This window comes from Cobetia sp. 29-18-1, from assembly GCF_029846405.1.
Lineage (GTDB): Bacteria > Pseudomonadota > Gammaproteobacteria > Pseudomonadales > Halomonadaceae > Cobetia > Cobetia amphilecti.
In genome coordinates this window covers 24,731-42,235 of the sequence record NZ_JARWKS010000004.1, presented here as the reverse complement: position 1 = coordinate 42,235, position 17,505 = coordinate 24,731, and the positions used below count along the sequence as shown (strand labels likewise).

Annotated in this window: 15 protein-coding genes; 4 read left to right on the top strand and 11 right to left on the bottom strand. The window is 63.7% G+C overall.

All coding sequences use genetic code 11. The annotated features are described in order from the left end of the window. Window positions 1-111 precede the first annotated feature (111 nt). Both dapE and QD208_RS04295 read left to right on the top strand, forming a co-directional pair. Entirely contained in the window at window positions 112-1,311 is a 1,200-nt protein-coding gene (dapE, locus tag QD208_RS04300; RefSeq protein WP_279835868.1) for a succinyl-diaminopimelate desuccinylase, read from the top strand. Beyond that, window positions 1,308-1,721 (top strand): hypothetical protein, encoded by a 414-nt coding sequence (locus tag QD208_RS04295; RefSeq protein ID WP_279835866.1) that lies wholly within the window; start codon window positions 1,308-1,310, stop codon window positions 1,719-1,721. The genes dapE and QD208_RS04295 overlap by 4 nt, the downstream gene beginning before the upstream one ends. Before the next feature lie 95 nt (window positions 1,722-1,816). On the opposite strand, the gene QD208_RS04290 is transcribed toward QD208_RS04295, so the two are convergent. Continuing rightward, window positions 1,817-2,281, bottom strand: coding sequence for a cold-shock protein (locus QD208_RS04290; RefSeq protein WP_043333039.1), 465 nt, complete (start codon window positions 2,279-2,281; stop codon window positions 1,817-1,819). A 584-nt stretch (window positions 2,282-2,865) separates the two neighbouring features. Between QD208_RS04290 and QD208_RS04285 the strand changes: the two genes are divergently transcribed. Continuing rightward, window positions 2,866-3,117, top strand: coding sequence for a SlyX family protein (locus QD208_RS04285; RefSeq protein WP_279835865.1), 252 nt, complete (start codon window positions 2,866-2,868; stop codon window positions 3,115-3,117). A 190-nt stretch (window positions 3,118-3,307) separates the two neighbouring features. Here the strand turns inward: QD208_RS04285 and trxB are convergent, their stop codons facing one another. The 3 genes from trxB to QD208_RS04270 all read right to left on the bottom strand — a co-directional run bounded on the left by trxB (window position 3,308) and on the right by QD208_RS04270 (window position 5,981). Next, complete coding sequence (trxB, locus tag QD208_RS04280) at window positions 3,308-4,264, bottom strand: thioredoxin-disulfide reductase (RefSeq protein WP_043333042.1); 957 nt, start codon at window positions 4,262-4,264, stop codon at window positions 3,308-3,310. Between the two features lie 469 nt (window positions 4,265-4,733). Continuing rightward, entirely contained in the window at window positions 4,734-5,336 is a 603-nt protein-coding gene (locus QD208_RS04275) for a peroxiredoxin (protein WP_043333044.1), read from the bottom strand. A 279-nt stretch (window positions 5,337-5,615) separates the two neighbouring features. Further along, entirely contained in the window at window positions 5,616-5,981 is a 366-nt protein-coding gene (locus QD208_RS04270) for a CPXCG motif-containing cysteine-rich protein (protein ID WP_153636610.1), read from the bottom strand. A 377-nt stretch (window positions 5,982-6,358) separates the two neighbouring features. On the opposite strand from QD208_RS04270, the gene acnA reads away from it, so the two are divergent. Beyond that, entirely contained in the window at window positions 6,359-9,118 is a 2,760-nt protein-coding gene (gene acnA / locus QD208_RS04265; RefSeq protein ID WP_215823533.1) for an aconitate hydratase AcnA, read from the top strand. A 146-nt stretch (window positions 9,119-9,264) separates the two neighbouring features. Here acnA and QD208_RS04260 read toward each other — a convergent pair whose 3' ends face one another. The 7 genes from QD208_RS04260 to QD208_RS04230 all read right to left on the bottom strand — a co-directional run bounded on the left by QD208_RS04260 (window position 9,265) and on the right by QD208_RS04230 (window position 17,471). Then, window positions 9,265-10,944, bottom strand: coding sequence for an NAD-dependent malic enzyme (locus tag QD208_RS04260; RefSeq protein WP_043333048.1), 1,680 nt, complete (start codon window positions 10,942-10,944; stop codon window positions 9,265-9,267). Window positions 10,945-11,253: 309 nt separating this feature from the next. Then, a complete protein-coding gene (locus QD208_RS04255; protein ID WP_213113652.1) occupies window positions 11,254-12,483 on the bottom strand; it encodes a YeeE/YedE family protein in 1,230 nt (409 codons plus the stop codon). A gap of 265 nt (window positions 12,484-12,748) precedes the next feature. Further along, on the bottom strand, window positions 12,749-13,762 hold the full coding sequence (locus QD208_RS04250; RefSeq protein WP_279835861.1) for a tryptophan--tRNA ligase: 1,014 nt from the start codon (window positions 13,760-13,762) through the stop codon (window positions 12,749-12,751). Window positions 13,763-13,947: 185 nt separating this feature from the next. Next, window positions 13,948-15,069, bottom strand: a complete 1,122-nt coding sequence (ald, locus tag QD208_RS04245; protein ID WP_279835860.1) for an alanine dehydrogenase — start codon at window positions 15,067-15,069, stop codon at window positions 13,948-13,950. A 143-nt stretch (window positions 15,070-15,212) separates the two neighbouring features. Then, window positions 15,213-15,719: a thioesterase family protein gene (locus QD208_RS04240; protein WP_216060563.1), complete on the bottom strand. Its 507-nt coding sequence runs from the start codon at window positions 15,717-15,719 to the stop codon at window positions 15,213-15,215. Then, window positions 15,716-16,072, bottom strand: coding sequence for a DUF2007 domain-containing protein (locus QD208_RS04235; protein WP_279835858.1), 357 nt, complete (start codon window positions 16,070-16,072; stop codon window positions 15,716-15,718). Before QD208_RS04235 ends, QD208_RS04240 begins: the two co-directional genes overlap by 4 nt. Before the next feature lie 208 nt (window positions 16,073-16,280). Further along, the gene (locus tag QD208_RS04230; protein ID WP_279835856.1) at window positions 16,281-17,471 is read right to left on the bottom strand and encodes a class I SAM-dependent rRNA methyltransferase; all 1,191 of its coding nucleotides are present in this window, start codon (window positions 17,469-17,471) and stop codon (window positions 16,281-16,283) included. Window positions 17,472-17,505 lie beyond the last annotated feature (34 nt).

The following is a 17,505-nucleotide window of genomic DNA, read 5'->3' as shown; positions in this document are numbered from 1 at the left end:
CGTGGCATTTCCCGGCTCGGGCAGCAGTGCCCGAGCCGGCGTGAAGACACTTCGTCTCTCCCCCGAATTTCGCGCTGTCGCTCCTCGCGATGACGCCTGCAGCGATGGCCCATGATGACTGATTCAAACGCACCGCTTCCGCCACGCCCCGCCGATCTGTCTCCGACGCTGGAGCTGGCCTTCGATCTCATCTCACGCCCCTCGGTCACGCCGGACGACCTGGACTGCCAGACCCTGATGATCGAACGCCTCGAGGCGCTGGGCTTCACCATCACGCGGCTGCCCTTCGGCGATGTCGACAACTTCTGGGCGGTGCGCGGCCATCATGGTCCGGTGCTGGCCTTCGCCGGTCACACCGATGTCGTGCCGACGGGCCCGGAAGCCAACTGGCAGTATCCGCCGTTCTCGCCGTGCATCGATGATGCCGGCTTCCTGTGTGGCCGTGGCGCCGCCGACATGAAGGGTTCGCTGGCCGCGATGCTGACCGCCACCGAGCGCTTCGTGACCGCCAACCCCGACCACGAAGGCCGCATCGCCTTCTTGATCACCTCCGACGAGGAAGGCCCGGCGGTTCACGGCACCCGTGCGGTGGTCGAGTATCTGCGCGAGCATCACGAGCGCCTCGACTACTGCATCGTCGGCGAGCCGTCCTCCACCGACTACGCCGGTGACGTGATCAAGAATGGCCGTCGCGGCTCGCTGGGTGCGGTCATGCACGTCAAGGGCATCCAGGGCCATGTGGCCTACCCGCATCTGGCGCGCAACCCGATCCACGATGCCGCCCCGGCGCTGGCCGCCCTGGCTGCCGAGCATTGGGACAACGGCAACGACTTCTTCCCGGCGACCAGCTTCCAGATCTCCAACATCCGTGGCGGTACCGGCGCGACCAACGTCATCCCCGGCGAGCTGGAAGTGGTCTTCAACTTCCGCTATTCCACCGAGCTGACCGCCGATGACCTCAAGCGTCGCACCTATGAGATCCTCGAGAAGCACGGTCTGGACGTCGAGATCGAGTGGAACCTGAGCGGCGAGCCCTTCCTGACGCCGGAGGGCGCGCTGGTCGATGCCGCCGTGCACGGCGTGGAACGCGCGCTGGGACGCAAGCCGGTGCTGTCCACCTCAGGCGGCACCTCCGATGGTCGCTTCATCGCCAAGCTCGGCACTCAGGTCGTCGAGCTGGGGCCGGTCAACGCGACCATCCACAAGATCGATGAACGCGTCATGGCCAGCGATCTGGACCGACTATCCAGCGCCTACGAGCACATCCTGGAATACCTGTTTGTCCCCGCGACCCAAGAGGCCACGGCATGAGCGACACCCCGCACAATGACGCCGATGAGCAGTACCCGGACATCGAGATCTACCTCAAGCCCTTGAGCCTGGAAGCACTGGGCGCCTGGCTGGGCGAGCAGTTCGGTCAGGTCGCCGTCTTCCAGCCGGCCGGCAAGCTGCAACACCGTACGCGCCTCACGCGTGATGGCGCCGAGATCGCGGTACTGGTGGTCGAGAAGGTCGCCGATGGCTTCGCCAGCCTGTGGTTCGACAGCGCCAGTACCCCCTGGGCGCGCGATGTCGACTGCGCACGCGCCGCCGCCAGGGCCCTGCAGGTCGAGACGCGCTGCTCGCTGGGCAGCTGGCAGCCCGGTGATGAGCCGGACCGCTTCTTCCGCGTCATGGCCGACGGCAGCGAAGAGGCCTTCACCTGGCCGGACAAGGGCTGAGTGACCCGCCTCTTCTGGTGACAAGTCCATGAAACGACAACGCCCCGCAGGCTAGCCTGCGGGGCGTTGTCGTCTTTCACTGAGCGAGTCAGCGATCAGGTGATGACCGTCACGTCATCCGCCTGCAGGCCACGCTCATTGCTGATGACGTGGTAACGCACTTTCTGTCCTTCGGCCAAGGTACGATGGCCCTTGCCACGAATGGCACGGAAGTGAACGAAGACATCTTCACCACTTTCACGGGTCACGAAACCGTAGCCCTTGTTGACGTTGAACCACTTGACCTCGCCGATCTCACGATCGTCGTCCTCGACTTCAGCCAGTACCGCTGAGCGCGGAGACAGCACCGGAATGGCAAGCGTCGCGATCAACAGCAGGATGAACACGGCCGCGACGGCAGCCGCGTACGCCAGCTCGAAGCCCTCGACGCTAAGCGCCTGGCTCAGGGTGTCGGCCAGCTGGCCGCCGGTCAGGGTGATGAAGACAGCAATCAGCAACGGTGCCGGCAGTGCCAGCAGCAGGCTGATGATGAAACAACGGAAGAACGTCTTGGAACTCATCAAGATAAACTCTCTAGGTAATGGGTGGAGGTGTAACGCGAGGGCAGAAATGAGTGCTTCGGATGATCCCTATCAGAATGTTCTGCCCTTGATCGCAATGGACAGCGCCTGACCGCACGACAGGGTTACAGCAGCTATCGTCAGTCGGGAAACTGCCTGAATGCAGCGCCTCACGGCGGTGCCCGCCACCATCACTGATACACGCGAAGATGCCTGTGCATCGCTCTGGTGACGTCGTGGCTCGTGATGCAGGTAACTCCACATCAGTCGATGGAACCGGCCCTGTCAATGACGCGCGAAGCGCAGGCAATCGAAGGCCGTCAATGGGTGCGATATACGAAAAATAAGTCAATCGCACTGTCAACAGTCTATCACGCCTCTTCCTGATGCGTCTGAGGCAACTCAGTGACAATCCTTCAACACTTTGCGGTAATTCGACAACGATCCAGGCAACGACCGCAGCAACGATTCGGCGTGCCATCGCTCAGAAATCGTGGCATGAGTCGTCATCCAACGGCGGCTGCCTGACCCTCCTCCCCCACTGCCCACGCGGACCATTCCCTCGCCCTCTGGAGCCCGGATGCATGACAACCTCGACTGATCCCAGCCTGGAAGCCCGACTGGAAGCACTGGAATCGCGCCTCGCGCATCAGGATGACTGGCTCGAGACCCTCGATCGCACCGTCATCACCCAGCAGCGCCAGATAGAGACACTCGAGCGCCTCACCGCGCTGATGGCCAGCCAGCTACGCACCCTGCGCGAACAACAAGGCGATGCAGACTCGACAGCACCTTTCAGTGCGCAGCCACACGACGAGCTGCCGCCCCATTACTGAGCTGTCAGCAGCACTCAGCTCTCCCGGCGCAGACCTGGCAGGGCCTTGAACGCAGACCGGCCCCGCAGCGAGGCTGCGGGGCCGGTCGGGCAGTGCTGAATCAGACTTTCTCGAATCAGGCAGTGCCGAATCAGACACTCTCGACACAGATCGTGTCGACATGGATCGTGTCGAAATGGACAGGGCGATCTCAGGCGATGAGGCCATCCAGGTAACGCTCGGCATCCAGCGCCGCCATGCAGCCGGTACCGGCAGAGGTGATCGCCTGACGGTAGACGTGGTCCATCACATCGCCACAGGCATAGACGCCGGGGATGCTGGTCTGGGTGGCATTGCCTTCCAGGCCAGACTGGACCTTGAGATAGCCGCCCTGCATGTCGAGCTGGCCTTCGAACAGGCTGGTATTCGGACGGTGGCCGATGGCGATGAACACGCCCATCGAGCTCAATTCCTTGGTGGCACCGCTCTCGACATGACGCAGACGCACGCCGGTGACACCGGAGTTGTCGCCCAGCACTTCGTCAAGAGTGTGGTGCCATTCGACCGCCATGTTGCCGTTCTCGACCTTGTCGAACAGCTTGTCCTGCAGGATCTTCTCGGCGCGCAGGCTGTCGCGGCGATGCACCAGCGTGACCTTGGAGGCGATGTTGGACAGGTACAGCGCTTCCTCGACAGCGGTGTTGCCACCACCGACCACCACGACTTCCTGATTGCGATAGAAGAAGCCATCGCAGGTCGCACAGGCCGAGACGCCCTGGCCCATGAACTGCTGCTCACTCGGCAGGCCCAGATACTGCGCGCTGGCGCCGGTGGCGATGATCAGGGCGTCACAGCTGTAGCTGCCGTTGTCACCCTTGAGCAGGAACGGACGCTCGCCGAGGGTCACTTCGTTGATGTGGTCGAACAGGACTTCGGTCTCGAAGCGCTCGGCGTGACGGCGCATGCGCTCCATCAGCTCCGGTCCCTGCACGCCAGCATCGTCGCCGGGCCAGTTGTCGACGTCAGTAGTGGTGGTCAGCTGACCCCCCATCTGCATGCCGGTGATCAGGAGCGGCTTGAGATTGGCACGTGCAGCGTAGACGGCAGCGGTGTAACCCGCCGGGCCGGAACCGAGAATGATCAGACGTTCGTGACGGACATTGCTCATGGATGACCTCAGTGACAGATGAAGGCGGAGGATTTCACCAGCAGCAATGGCGGCTGCTGGCGATCAATGTACTGAACGATACCGACAGCGCTGCAGACGGCGCATGCGATCGGCATGGTTCAGGACACGGCGTGATGATCCGGGCCGGCTGGCGCCCGCGCAGGCTTCCCGCTGGAAGCACTTGTAATCGCTAGCTGACTGGCTCGCCGGGCTGGTTGAGGCGAACAAGGACTGCGCAGAGTAGCGCAGACGCCGCCAGCTTTCAGCACCGGACTCAGACCGGCATCGCAGAAGCTTATGCTCAAGCACGCCCCCGCAGGATGGCATTGCCCAGATGCGCGGAAGCCGCCGCCAGGGGCGACGGCTTCCGGTTCGCCTACCTCTCGAGACACTCATTACCGAAGGTTCGAAAGGCAGTCGCGGGATCAGTCAGCGCGAGCGCGTGAGCTGATCTCGTCCAGGCAGCGACTTACAGGCTGCTGGAGTGGCCTGCCAGGTACTTGGCAACACCTTCAGCGGTGTCCTTCATACCTTCCTGACCTTCTTCCCAGCCTGCCGGGCAGACTTCGCCGTTGGTCTGGTGGAACTGCAGAGCCTTGACCATGCGGACCATCTCGTCGACGTTACGACCCAGCGGCAGGTTGTTGACGACCTGGTGCTGAACGACACCGTCTTCGTCGATCAGGAAGGAAGCGCGCAGAGCGACGCCAGCTTCCGGATGCTCGATGCCGTATGCCTGGGTGACTTCATGCTTGACGTCAGCCACGATCGGGAAGCCGACTTCACCGATGCCGCCAGCGTCCGGAGAGGTCTTGCGCCATGCGTGGTGAGTGAACTGGGAATCGATGGACACACCGATGACTTCGACGCCGAGTTCCTTGAACTTCGCCAGACGGTTGTCGTGGGCGATGATTTCAGACGGGCAAACGAAGGTGAAGTCCAGCGGCCAGAAGAACAGCACGCGCAGCTTGCCGTTGGAATCAGACAGCTTGTAGTTGTCGACGATGGTACCGTCGCCCAGCACTGCTGCGGCTTCGAAATCCGGGGCCTGACGTCCGACCAATACGCTCATGGTGATCTCCTGAGGAATAATGATGATAAAGGCAGCGGGCCGCCTTTGTGATGAATCGCCACACAGACTAATCGCCACGTGTGGCAGATGCCAAATGTTTGCTGCAATCACCACCATAGAGATTGCCTATGGCAGCTCGATGACGCCAACAGCGGGTGTCGGGATCATAAGTGACCTTGGCTGCAGAATACAGCATCTGCCGCGCCCTGCTCCTGCAAGCCTGTCACTTTGCGCCACTGACGCCTGCCGGCGCCAGCGTGCAGCGCAGGTGAGATGCCGTCACAGCACGTCGTCATCCTGGCCGATATCCAGACCTTCGAGCTCACCACTGACCGGGTCGACCTGCTGGCGCACCTGGATCGGCTGACAGCAACGCTCGCAGTCGATGATGTTGGTCAGACTGCCCTCGTCCAGATCCAGGAACACCGTGAAGGGCGTGTCGCAGTAGGGGCAGTTGATTTCCGCCTCATGCAGCGCCTCATTGACCACTCCTTCCTGCTTGTCTTCCAGCAACTCATGGCCCGGCCATTCATCGGACTGGCCCGAGGAATGCTCCGCCAGCCACTGCTCGACCGCCGCATCCAGAACCTCATCATCTTCCGGCAGCTCGCCGGATTCGCTCGGCCTGCGCCCTTGTTCGTTCATGACAGCCTCCGTTGTGCCTGATGGTGAACGCGACGGACGTTGCGAGTGGCACCGTCTGGGGTGCCACCGTCTTGGATGTCACCGTTTCGGATACCCCTGTCCCGGATACCTTAGAGGCCGCATTCACGCCGCGCGAGAGTCGTGGCGGCAATCTCTATGGCAGCGAACGCGACGCAGGGTTCCTTGCTTCACACTATCCTCGATGACGGTGCGCGCTTGAATTCCTGTCACATGATGACCATAGCCTTATATAGGCAACCATCCGCGACCTGGCAGTCGCTCTCGCGACGCGTCGCATCCGGCCGAGGCACCTGACGCGCCTGTTGGATGACACTTCAGCAGTCTGGCCGGTGAAGACAACGACAAGGAGGAGAATCATGGGTTCCCAGCGCTCTCAGTCACTGGATTCGCTTGACACCCTCTCCGAGCTGGAAGTCGGAGACAAGCGCTATCACTACTACTCGCTCAAGAAGGCGGCCGACACGCTTGGCGACCTGACGCGACTGCCCTTCACGCTCAAGGTGCTGCTGGAGAATCAGCTGCGCTTCGAGGACGGTGAAACCGCGACCAAGGAAGACATCAAGGCGCTGGCCGACTGGCAGAAGACCGCCTCCAGCACCCACGAGATCGGCTATCGTCCGGCGCGCGTGCTGATGCAGGATTTCACCGGTGTGCCCGGTGTGGTCGACCTGGCCTCCATGCGTGACGCCGTCAAGAAGCTCGGCGCCGACCCCGAGAAGGTCAATCCGCTGACTCCAGTGGACCTGGTCATCGACCACTCGGTGATGGTGGACCACTACGGCGATCCGAGCGCCTTCAAGGACAACGTGCGCATCGAGATGGAGCGTAACCGCGAGCGTTACGAGTTCCTGCGCTGGGGCCAGCAGGCCTTCGACAACTTCTCCGTCGTCCCGCCGGGCACCGGTATCTGTCACCAGGTGAACCTGGAATATCTGGGCCGCGCCGTCTTCACCCGCGAGGAAGATGGCAAGACCTTCGCCTACCCCGACACCCTGGTCGGCACCGACTCCCACACCACCATGATCAATGGCCTCGGCGTGCTGGGCTGGGGTGTCGGCGGTATCGAGGCAGAAGCCGCGATGCTCGGCCAGCCGGTCTCGATGCTGATTCCGGAAGTGGTCGGCTTCAAGCTGACCGGCAAGCTCAACGAAGGCATCACCGCGACTGACCTGGTACTGACCGTCACCCAGATGCTGAGAAGCCGTGGCGTGGTCGGCAAGTTTGTCGAGTTCTACGGTGATGGCCTGGATGACCTGCCGCTGGCCGACCGCGCGACCATCGCCAACATGGCGCCGGAGTATGGTGCTACCTGTGGCTTCTTCCCGCTGGATGACGAGACGCTCAACTACATGCGTCTGTCCGGTCGCTCCGATGAGCAGGTCGCGCTGGTCGAGGCCTATGCCAAGGAGCAGGGCCTGTGGCGCGAGCCGGGCCACGAGCCGGTCTTCTCCGATACGCTCGAGCTGGACATGACCGAGGTCGTCGCCTCCCTCGCCGGCCCCAAACGCCCGCAGGACCGCGTCGCCCTCACCGACATCAAGCAGACCTTCGAGAAGATCCTCGGCGATCAGCTGGGCGAAGTGCCGGACATCGAGGACGGCAAGTGGCTGTCCGAAGGTGGCCAGACCGCCGTCGATGTCGAGCAGAGCTACGACAAGCAGAGCGAGGTGAAGAACGGCGATTACAGCGAGCTGAATGGCGAGACCTTCCGCCTCGATCACGGTGATGTCGTCATCGCCGCCATCACCTCCTGCACCAACACCTCCAACCCCAGCGTGATGCTGGCGGCAGGCCTGGTGGCGCGCAAGGCACGCGAGAAAGGCCTGAGCAGCAAGCCATGGGTCAAGACCTCACTGGCGCCGGGCTCCAAGGTCGTCACCGACTACCTGGCGACTGCCGGCGTGCAGGATGACCTCAACGAGCTGGGCTTCAACCTGGTCGGCTATGGCTGCACCACCTGTATCGGCAACTCCGGCCCGCTGCCGGAACCGGTCGAGGACGCCATCAATACGCGTGACCTGACGGTCGCCTCGGTACTGTCGGGCAACCGCAACTTCGAGGGTCGCGTGCATCCCAACGTGCGTACCAACTGGCTGGCGTCGCCGCCCCTGGTGGTCGCCTATGCCCTCGCCGGCACCGTGCGGGTCGATCTTTCCAAGGAGCCGCTGGGCAAGGACACCGACGGCAATGACGTCTTCCTCAAGGACATCTGGCCGAGTCAGGCCGAGATCGCCGAGGCCGTCGAGCAGGTGCGTACCGAGATGTATCGCAAGGAGTACGCCGAGGTCTTCGACGGTGACGAGACCTGGCAGGCCATCGACGTGCCGCAAGCCGAAGTGTATGAGTGGAAGGATTCCACCTACATCCAGCATCCGCCGTTCTTCGAAGGCATGCAACGCGAGCCGGAAGCCGTTCAGGATGTCGAGAATGCCCGCGTGCTGGCGATGCTCGGCGACTCGGTGACCACCGACCACATCTCTCCGGCCGGTGCCATCAAGCCGGACAGCCCGGCGGGTCGCTACCTCAAGAAGAACGGGGTCGAGGTCAAGGACTTCAACTCCTACGGCTCGCGTCGCGGCAACCACGAAGTGATGATGCGCGGCACCTTCGCCAACGTGCGTATCCGCAACGAGATGCTCGATGGCGTCGAGGGCGGCGAGACCCGCCACGTGCCGTCCGGCGAGCAGATGGCCATCTACGATGCCGCCATGAAGTATGCCGAGGAAGGCACGCCACTGGTGGTGGTCGCCGGCAAGGAGTACGGCACTGGCTCCTCGCGTGACTGGGCCGCCAAGGGCACCCTGCTGCTGGGCGTACGCGCGGTGATCGCCGAGTCCTACGAGCGTATCCACCGCTCCAACCTGATCGGCATGGGCGTGGTGCCCCTGCAGTTCCCGCAAGGCGAGAGCCGCCAGTCGCTGGGGCTGACCGGTGATGAGGAAATCAGCATCAGCGGCCTGAATGACCTGACGGCCGGCGGCAAGGTCCAGGTCACCTTCAAGAGCGACAAGGGTGAGCAGAAGATCGAGGCGCTGTGCCGCATCGATACCGACAACGAGCTGGAGTACTACCGTCACGGCGGCATCCTCCACTACGTGCTGCGCGGCATGCTGTAACCCGCCAGCCGCTCACCGCAGCGCTGACTGCAACACAAAAGCCCCCGCAGGCATGGCCTGCGGGGGCTTCTTCATTTACGCACTCTGTTTCATGCAACCTGTTTCATGCAATCTGCTTCATGCGCTCACTGAAGGCGCAGGCGCGATCAGAACGCCTTGCGACGGTAGGCGCGGTAACGCGGCTGCCAGAAGTTCTTCTCGATATTGGCCTGGATGATCTCGTCGCTGGAGGTCAGCGCCACGCCATCGGTCTGGGCCTGACGCGCCACGTCGAAGGCGATCTGACGGCTGATGTCCTGGATGTCGCCCAGTGACGGCAGCAGCGCGCCCTCGCCCTTCAGGACGATGGGGGCGTTGTTGGCCAGCGCATTGGCGGCGGCCATCAGCATGTTGTCGGTGATGCGCGAGGCGTTGGACGCCAGCACACCCAGACCGATGCCCGGGAAGATGTAGGCGTTGTTGCACTGGGCGATCGCGTGGGTGTGGCCGTTGTGCTCGACCGGTGCGAACGGGCTGCCGGTGGCGACCAGCGCCTTGCCGTCGGTCCACTCGATGACTTCCGCCGGCGTCGCCTCGACGCGTGAGGTCGGGTTGGACAGCGGCATCACCAGCGGGCTCTCACAACCGGCCTGCACGGCACGGATCACGTCTTCGCTGAACAGGCCACGCTGGCCGGACACACCGATCAGCACGCTCGGCTTGGCAGCCTTGACCACATCCAGCAGACCGCGGTCACCGAAGTCGGCCACGCTGTCGATATCGTGGGCCAGACGGCTCTGGAAGTCGTAGAGACCTTCCATGTCGCTGGTCAGCAGACCGAAGCGATCGACCATGAAGACGCGCTTGCGGGCCTCGGCTTCCTCCATGCCTTCCTTGACCATCGCCACCACGATCATCTCGGCGATACCGCAGCCGGCGCTACCGGCACCCAGGAAGGTGACGCGCTGGTCGGAGAGCTTCTCGCCCTTGGCCTTGCAGGCCGCCATCAGGGTCGCGACCACCACGGAGGCGGTGCCCTGGATGTCGTCATTGAAGCAGCAGACTTCATCGCGGTAACGCTCGAGCAGCGGCATGGCGTTGGCCTGCGCGAAGTCCTCGAACTGGATCATGGCCTTCGGCCAGCGACGCTTCACGGCAGTGATGAACTCGGCCACGAAGGCGTTGTAGTCATCACCGGTGACGCGCTCGTGACGCCAGCCCATGTAGCGCGGGTCGTCGAGCAGTTTCTGGTTGTTGGTGCCCAGATCCAGCGAGATTGGCAGGGTGTAGGCCGGGCTGATGCCGCCACAGGCGGTGTACAGCGACAGCTTGCCGATGGGGATGCCCATGCCGCCGATGCCCTGATCGCCCAGCCCCAGGATACGCTCGCCATCGGTGACGACGATGACCTTGACGTTGTCCTTGGTCGCGGAACGCAGGATGTCATCCATGTGCTCGCGGTCCGGGTAGGAGATGAACAGGCCGCGGTGGTTGCGGTAGATGTTGGAGAACTCCTCGCACGCCTGACCGACGGTCGGGGTGTAGATGATCGGCATCATCTCCTCGAGGTGTTCCTCGATCACGCGGAAGAACAGGGTCTCGTTGTCGTCCTGCACCGAGCGCAACAGGATGTGCTTGTCGAGGTCGGTGGCGCACTGCTGATACTGGCTGTAGACGCGCGCGACCTGCTCTTCGATGCTCTCGACATTCTGCGGCAGCAAGCCCATCAGATTGAAGCTGACACGCTCCTCGAGGCTGAAGGCGCTGCCCTTGTTGAGCAGCGGCATCTCGAGCAGGCTCGGGCCGGCGTAAGGAACGTACAGGGCGCGCTTGGAAGTATCCGTCATGGCGAGACTCTTGAATCAGTGGGGACGACCTCACGCTCGGCAAGCTTCCCGGCATGCCGGCAGACAAGCGCAGCATGCCCGCTGAAGCACCGCAGAAGACCTGCTGGCAACCGGGCGTCCGAGGGACCTTTCGACGTGCAGTTTCCACGTGCGAACAAGGCATGATGATAGCACGCGCAGTGCTATCTCCGGCAGCCTGTGCAAGGTCGGCGTGCGTTGCGCAGACAAGGGTACTGCATGACGAGAAACGCCCCGCTCCCCCCTGACGGGGAAGGAGCGAGGCGTTCGCGGTCACGTGCGGGGTATGGCTCAGGCCAGATCGGCACGCGATGCCGGCTTGCGCGGCGCAAGGGCGAAGAAGGGACGCAGCTTCACGCCCAGCATGTTGCCGGCGAAGGCCATCACCAGCCACAGCCAGCCATGCAGGCTGCCGGAGGAGATGCCGCCGAAGTAGGCGCCGATGTTGCAGCCGAAGGCCAGGCGCGCGCCGTAGCCCAGCAGCAGGCCACCCAGCACGGCAGCCACCAGCGAGCGCAGCGGGATGTTCCACTTCGGTGCGAACTTGCCGGCCAGCAGCGCTGCCGCCAGCGCCCCCACCACGATGCCGATGTTCATCACCGTGGTGATGTCCGTGTAGAGCGGCGCCGCCAGTGCCTTGGCGTTGCCTGCCGCCTGCCAGTAACCCCAGTCACTGACATCGAAGCCCAGCGTGGTGTAGACCTTGGTGCCCCACAGCGCGAAGGCCGAGGTGATACCCCACGGACGCCCGGCCAGCGCCAGGGTGGCGAAGTTGAGCAGCGCCAGCGCCACGGCGCCCGCCAGCAGCGGCCAGGGGCCGCGCAGGAAACGTGACAGGCCGCGCGGCTGGCTGTCGGTCACGGCGGCCTTCTCGAGCTCACCGTGACGACGTTTCTCCAGCGTGCGCGTCACCAGCACTATGATGGCGAACAGCGCCAGGCTGACGATGATGCCGCCCAGCGCGCCGAAGCTGTCCACCAGCGAGACGGCGGGCAGTGACGGCAGGCTCTGCCACCAGCTGAAGTGCGCGGTGCCGATCACTGAGCCGACGCAAAAGAAGATCAGGGTGATCACCATGCGCGCATTGCCGCCGCCGACGGTGAACAGCGTGCCCGAGGCGCAACCGCCGCCCAGCTGCATGCCGAGGCCGAACAGGAAGGCGCCGACCACGACGGAGGTGCCCAGCGGCGAGACGAAGCCGGAGACGTCCTGCCCCCACAGACTGCCTGCTGCCAGTACCGGGAAGAACAGCACCACGGCAATCGCCAGCATCAGCATCTGCGCGCGCAGGCCGCGGCCACGACGCTCGGTGATGAACACTCGCCAGGCGGAGGTGAAGCCGAAGGCCGCGTGGTAGAGCACCACGCCCAGCGCGCCGCCGATCAGCAACAGCAGACCCTGGCGCCAGCCGGCGACCAGGCCCAGCAGCACTGAAGCAATGACCAGCAGCCCACCCGCCCAGACGGCGCGAGGGTTGATGGTGCTAGATGGCTGGGCAGGCTCACTGGCCTTGCCCGGCATCGCGTGTTGACTCATGTCGTACCCCCTTGTGTATTCAGCATGCTTGAAGCATTTATGCGGCAAGCCTAACGCGTCGCTTTATAGCTGTGAATGAATTTCCAGCACGCTTTTCATTCCCCGCAGATATATGCCTGACATCACGCCCTGGGTGCCATCAGCCCGCCAGCCCCGATGACGCCACCCTCTGAAACGATGGCGCCAGTAACAGAAACCCCCGCCATCCGGGAAGATGACGGGGGCCGATCGAGCAGCGTGGACGGGCGACCTAGATGAAGTTGCCCAGACCGACGGCGCGACGCAGGCGCTCCATCATCGGTGCGGCCTCTTCGCGGGCACGCTCGGCGCCACGCTTGAGGATCGCCTCGACATGCGCCGGGTCTTCCATCAGCTCGACGTAACGCTCGCGCGGCGCCTTGAGGTGATCATTCAGGTATTCGAACAGCTGGTTCTTGGCGTCGCCCCAGCCGATGCCGGCCGCGTACTGCTCACGCATGGTGGCGACTTCCGCCTCGGTGGCAAAGGCCGAATAGATCTGGAACAGCGAACAGGTATCCGGGTCCTTCGGCTCGCCCGGCTCCAGCGAGTTGGTCTTGATCTTGCGCACGCTCTTGAGCAGCTGCTTCTCGGTGCCGAACAGCGGGATGGTGTTGTTGTAGCTCTTGGACATCTTGCGCCCGTCGAGGCCCAGCAGCAGCTGGGATTTCTCGTCGGTCACCGCCTCGGGCATGGCGAAGTAGTTGCCCTTGAAGAGGTGGTTGAAGCGCCCGGCCATGTCGCGCGCCATCTCGATATGCTGAATCTGGTCACGCCCCACCGGCACCTTGTGCGCATTGAACATCAGGATGTCCGCCGCCATCAGCACCGGATAGCTGAACAGCCCCATGCTGATGCCGCGATCGAGATCCTCGATGCCGCTCTCTTCGTTCTCGGCCACGGCGCCCTTGTAGGCATGCGCGCGGTTCATCAAGCCCTTGGCGCACACGCAGTTGAGCAGCCACATCAACTCCGGGATTTCCGGCACGTCCGACTGGCGATAGAAGATGGCGTTGTCGGTGTCCAGACCCAGTGCCAGCCAGGTGGCAGCGATCTCACGACGCGACTCCTGCACGCGCTTCGGGTCCTGACACTTGATCAGGGCGTGGAAGTCGGCGAGGAAGTAGAAGGACTGGACCGTCGGGTCCTGACTGGCTTCGATGGCAGGCTTGATGGCGCCGACATAGTTGCCGAGATGAGGGGTGCCGGTGGTCGTGATGCCGGTAAGAACGCGGGTCTTGGTCATGGATGCACTTCTTGGGCGTCTGGGTCGGGAGGTCGTGCCGCGGGGCTGCACTCGCTCACAATGGATCACGACAGGTCGCGGCAGCGCCGCTCGAAGTCCTCGAACGCAGCCACCATGACCTGTCGCTATATGTCCCACATCTTACCCTGAGGCGTGCAGCCTTCGTAAGGGCCGGCGCGCCCGGCTCACTCCTTCGCCAGTGCCTCGGCGAGTGCAGTGACCGGCATGTCGAAGGCCTCGCCGACTTCCGGCAGGATCAATTGCCCCGCGTGCACATTGAGGCCCGCGGCAAAGTGGCTGTCCCGGCTCAGCACCTCACGATAGCCGCCATTGGCGAGGCGCACGATATACGGCAGCGTCGCGCTGGTCAGCGCCTGGGTCGAGGTACGTGCCACCGCGCCGGGCATGTTGGCCACGCAGTAATGCACGATGCCATCCACCACGTAGGTCGGCTCGGCGTGAGTGGTCGCCTGACTGGTCTCGAAGCAACCGCCCTGATCGATGGCGACATCCACCAGCACGGCGCCCGGCGTCATCTTGCGCAGATGCTCGCGGCGAATCAGCTTGGGAGCCGCCGCGCCGGGCACCAGCACGGCACCGATGATCAACGCCGATTGCCGCACCGCTTCTTCCAGCGCCTCGGAGGTCGAATAGACGGTACGAATCTGGCCCTGATAGCGATGATCCAGCGTCTCGAGGCGCGCCAGTGAGGTATCGAGAATCACCACCTCGGCGCCCAGCCCCAGCGCCATGCGTGCCGCGTTCTCCCCCACTACGCCACCACCGATCACCGTGACCCGCGCCGGCGGCACGCCGGGCACGCCGGGCAACAGCACGCCCATGCCGCCCTGCGCCTTCTCCAGCGCGTGCGCGCCGGCCTGGATCGCCATGCGCCCGGCGACGCGACTCATGGGCGCCAGCAGCGGCAGCCCCCCGTCGGCATCCGTGATGGTCTCGTAGGCGATGGCCGTCACGCCGCTCTCCAGCAGGCTCTCGGTCAGCTCACGAGCGGCGGCCAGATGCAGATAGGTGAACAGGGTCTGGCCGCTAGTGAGCCGCGCGACCTCGGCCGGCTGCGGTTCCTTGACCTTGAGAATCAGCTCGGCGTCGCGAAAGACCCGCTCGACGTCCGACTCGAGACGCGCGCCCACGCCCTGATATTGCGCATCGGGGTAGCCACTGCCCTCCCCGGCACCAGACTCGACGATCACCTCATGGCCCTGGGCGATCAGCTCGCGCACACCGGCAGGCGTGAGGGCGACGCGATACTCGTGGTTCTTGATTTCCTTCGGCACGGCAATCTGCATGGTGAACTCCTTGCACTGCTGGCGGAATGCACTGACGTCATCACGACGCCTGCTACAAGCACAGCAGACTCGTCAGCGTCTCGCCAATCAGATACCAGCAAGATTCACCAAAACACGCCAATGATGCAGTGGAATGCGAGGAATCATCGCTGACTGGCAGTTTCCTCACTCACCAGCGCCGCCGAATAGCATTCACGATAGGCGCCGGGCATGCGTCGGGCCCGTCCACTCGAGAGCTCGATGCAGACAAAGCGCGTGCGCGCCTCCAGCAGCGTCTGGCCATCCGAGCACCGGCGCAACTGGAAGCGACGCGTCAGACTCAGGCGACCATCGCAATCCACCAGCCAGGTCGCCAGCATCAGTGAATCGCCAAGTCGCGCACTGGCCAGATAGTCGATCTCGTGACGGTGGACCGCCATGCCGCGGTCCTGCTCACGGTAGTGCGCCAGGCCAAGCCCCAACGCTTCGGAGTGTGCCCAGCTGATGTCCTCCAGCCAGCGCACATACTCGGCATTGTTGACGTGACCATAACCATCCAGCGCCTTCTTCTTCACGCTGATCGGCAACAGGAACGGCCGTGGCAACGCCCAACCGGGGGAGTCTTGCGTCAACGGCGGTGCGTCGCTCGCCTTCGGGGTGCCTTTGCTCATGCCACGAACTCCGGGTCCTCATCGCGCGGGCGCGCCTGTGGTGCGGGCTGCTGCGGCGCGCTTGCCCCACACGCCCAGCACTCGCTGAAGCTGCCCTCGAGATGTTCGCCACAGGCACACTGCCAAGCCGGCAGGGCCGGCGCGGCCTCGATGCTCGCCAGCAGGCGGCGGGCACGTGGAAGGTCATGCTCTGCCACCCACAGCTGGGGCTCGCAGTCGAGCACGGGCAACTCACCCGCGGCAGAACCGAGCAGGCGATTGCGCAGCTCACAGGGGATGCCCTCGCTTTCCAGCAGGTTGCGCCAGTGATCGAGCAGCACGAGATTGTGATGAGATGTCAGTCGTCTATACATGCCGTCAGACTATCAGAGTCCATGAGCCATGGACGATTAGCCAAAAGCGGGCCGCAGTCGATAGACAAGCCATAGCCGACACTCAAGCCACAGACGACTCACAAGCCACAGACGACAACGCCGCCCCGAAGGGCGGCGTTGTCGTCGATGCCGGATGGCACAGCCGTCAGTCCTGATAGCCGTGAGTCCTGATATCCGTCAGGCGTCATCAGTCGCGATAGACGCGCACACCGAGGGCCTTGAGGTAGGACGTCTCGGGGATGGACGGGTGCACCGGGTGGTCACTGGCCTGATGGCCCTGGAAGATGACCTGACCGTGGCGGTCCTGGTGACGCACAGCGCCACGCACCACGTCCATCAGGCGCTCCGGCGCCAGATGCATGGAGCAGGAGCCGGACATCAGCAGGCCGTCACGGCCCAGCAGGCGCATGGCTTCACGGTTGAGGCGTGCATAGGCGCGCTCGCCGTTGGTGATGTCCTTGCGCTTGCGGATGAAGGCGGGCGGATCCGCGATGATGACGTCGAACTGCTCGCCTTCCGCACGCAGGGCCGAGAGGGCCTCGAAGACATCCGATTCCGCGATGGAGACGCGATCCTCGACACCGTTGAGCACGGCGTTGTCAGAGACACGCTCGAGTGCCGCACCGGAGGCATCGACACACAGCACTTCGCTGGCGCCATGTGCCGCCGCCTGCACGCCCCAGCCACCGACGTAGCTGAACAGATCCAGCACGCGCTTGCCTTCGACCTGACGGTTCAACCAGGCACGATTGGCGCGGTGATCGTAGAACCAGCCGGTCTTCTGGCCGTTGAGCACTGGCGCCGTGAACTGGACGCCATTCTCTTCCAGCAGCACGTTTTCCGGCAGCTCGCCGTAGACGACTTCGACATTGCGCTCGAGCTGTTCCTGGCGGCGACCGCTGGAATCATTCTTGAACACGATGGCTGTCGGCTTGACGACCTTGAGCAGCGCATCGACGATCACTTCCGCCAGACGCTCCATGCCGAAGGTGTTGAGCTGACAGACCAGCACGTCGCCGAAGCGATCGACGATCAGGCCCGGCAGCAGGTCGCCTTCGCCGTGGACCAGACGATAGAACGGCTTGTCATAGAGGCTCTCGCGCAGTGACAGCGCCTGATTGAAGCGGTGCACCAGCAGCGAGCGATCCAGACGCTGTTCCGGGTTGCGCGACACGATGCGCGCGCAGATCAGCGAGTTCGGGTTGACGTAGGCAACACCCATCGCACGACCATTGCTGGCCTCGATGATGGCCTGGGCGCCCGGCTCGAAGTTCTTGAGCGGCGTCGCGACGGTATCGACTTCATTGGAGTACAGCCACAGATGGCCGGCCTTGAGGCGGCGATCAGCATTCTTCTTCAGGCGCAGACGTTCAGTCACGGGAAATATCCAGAAAGCAGAGGAAGGGACAGGA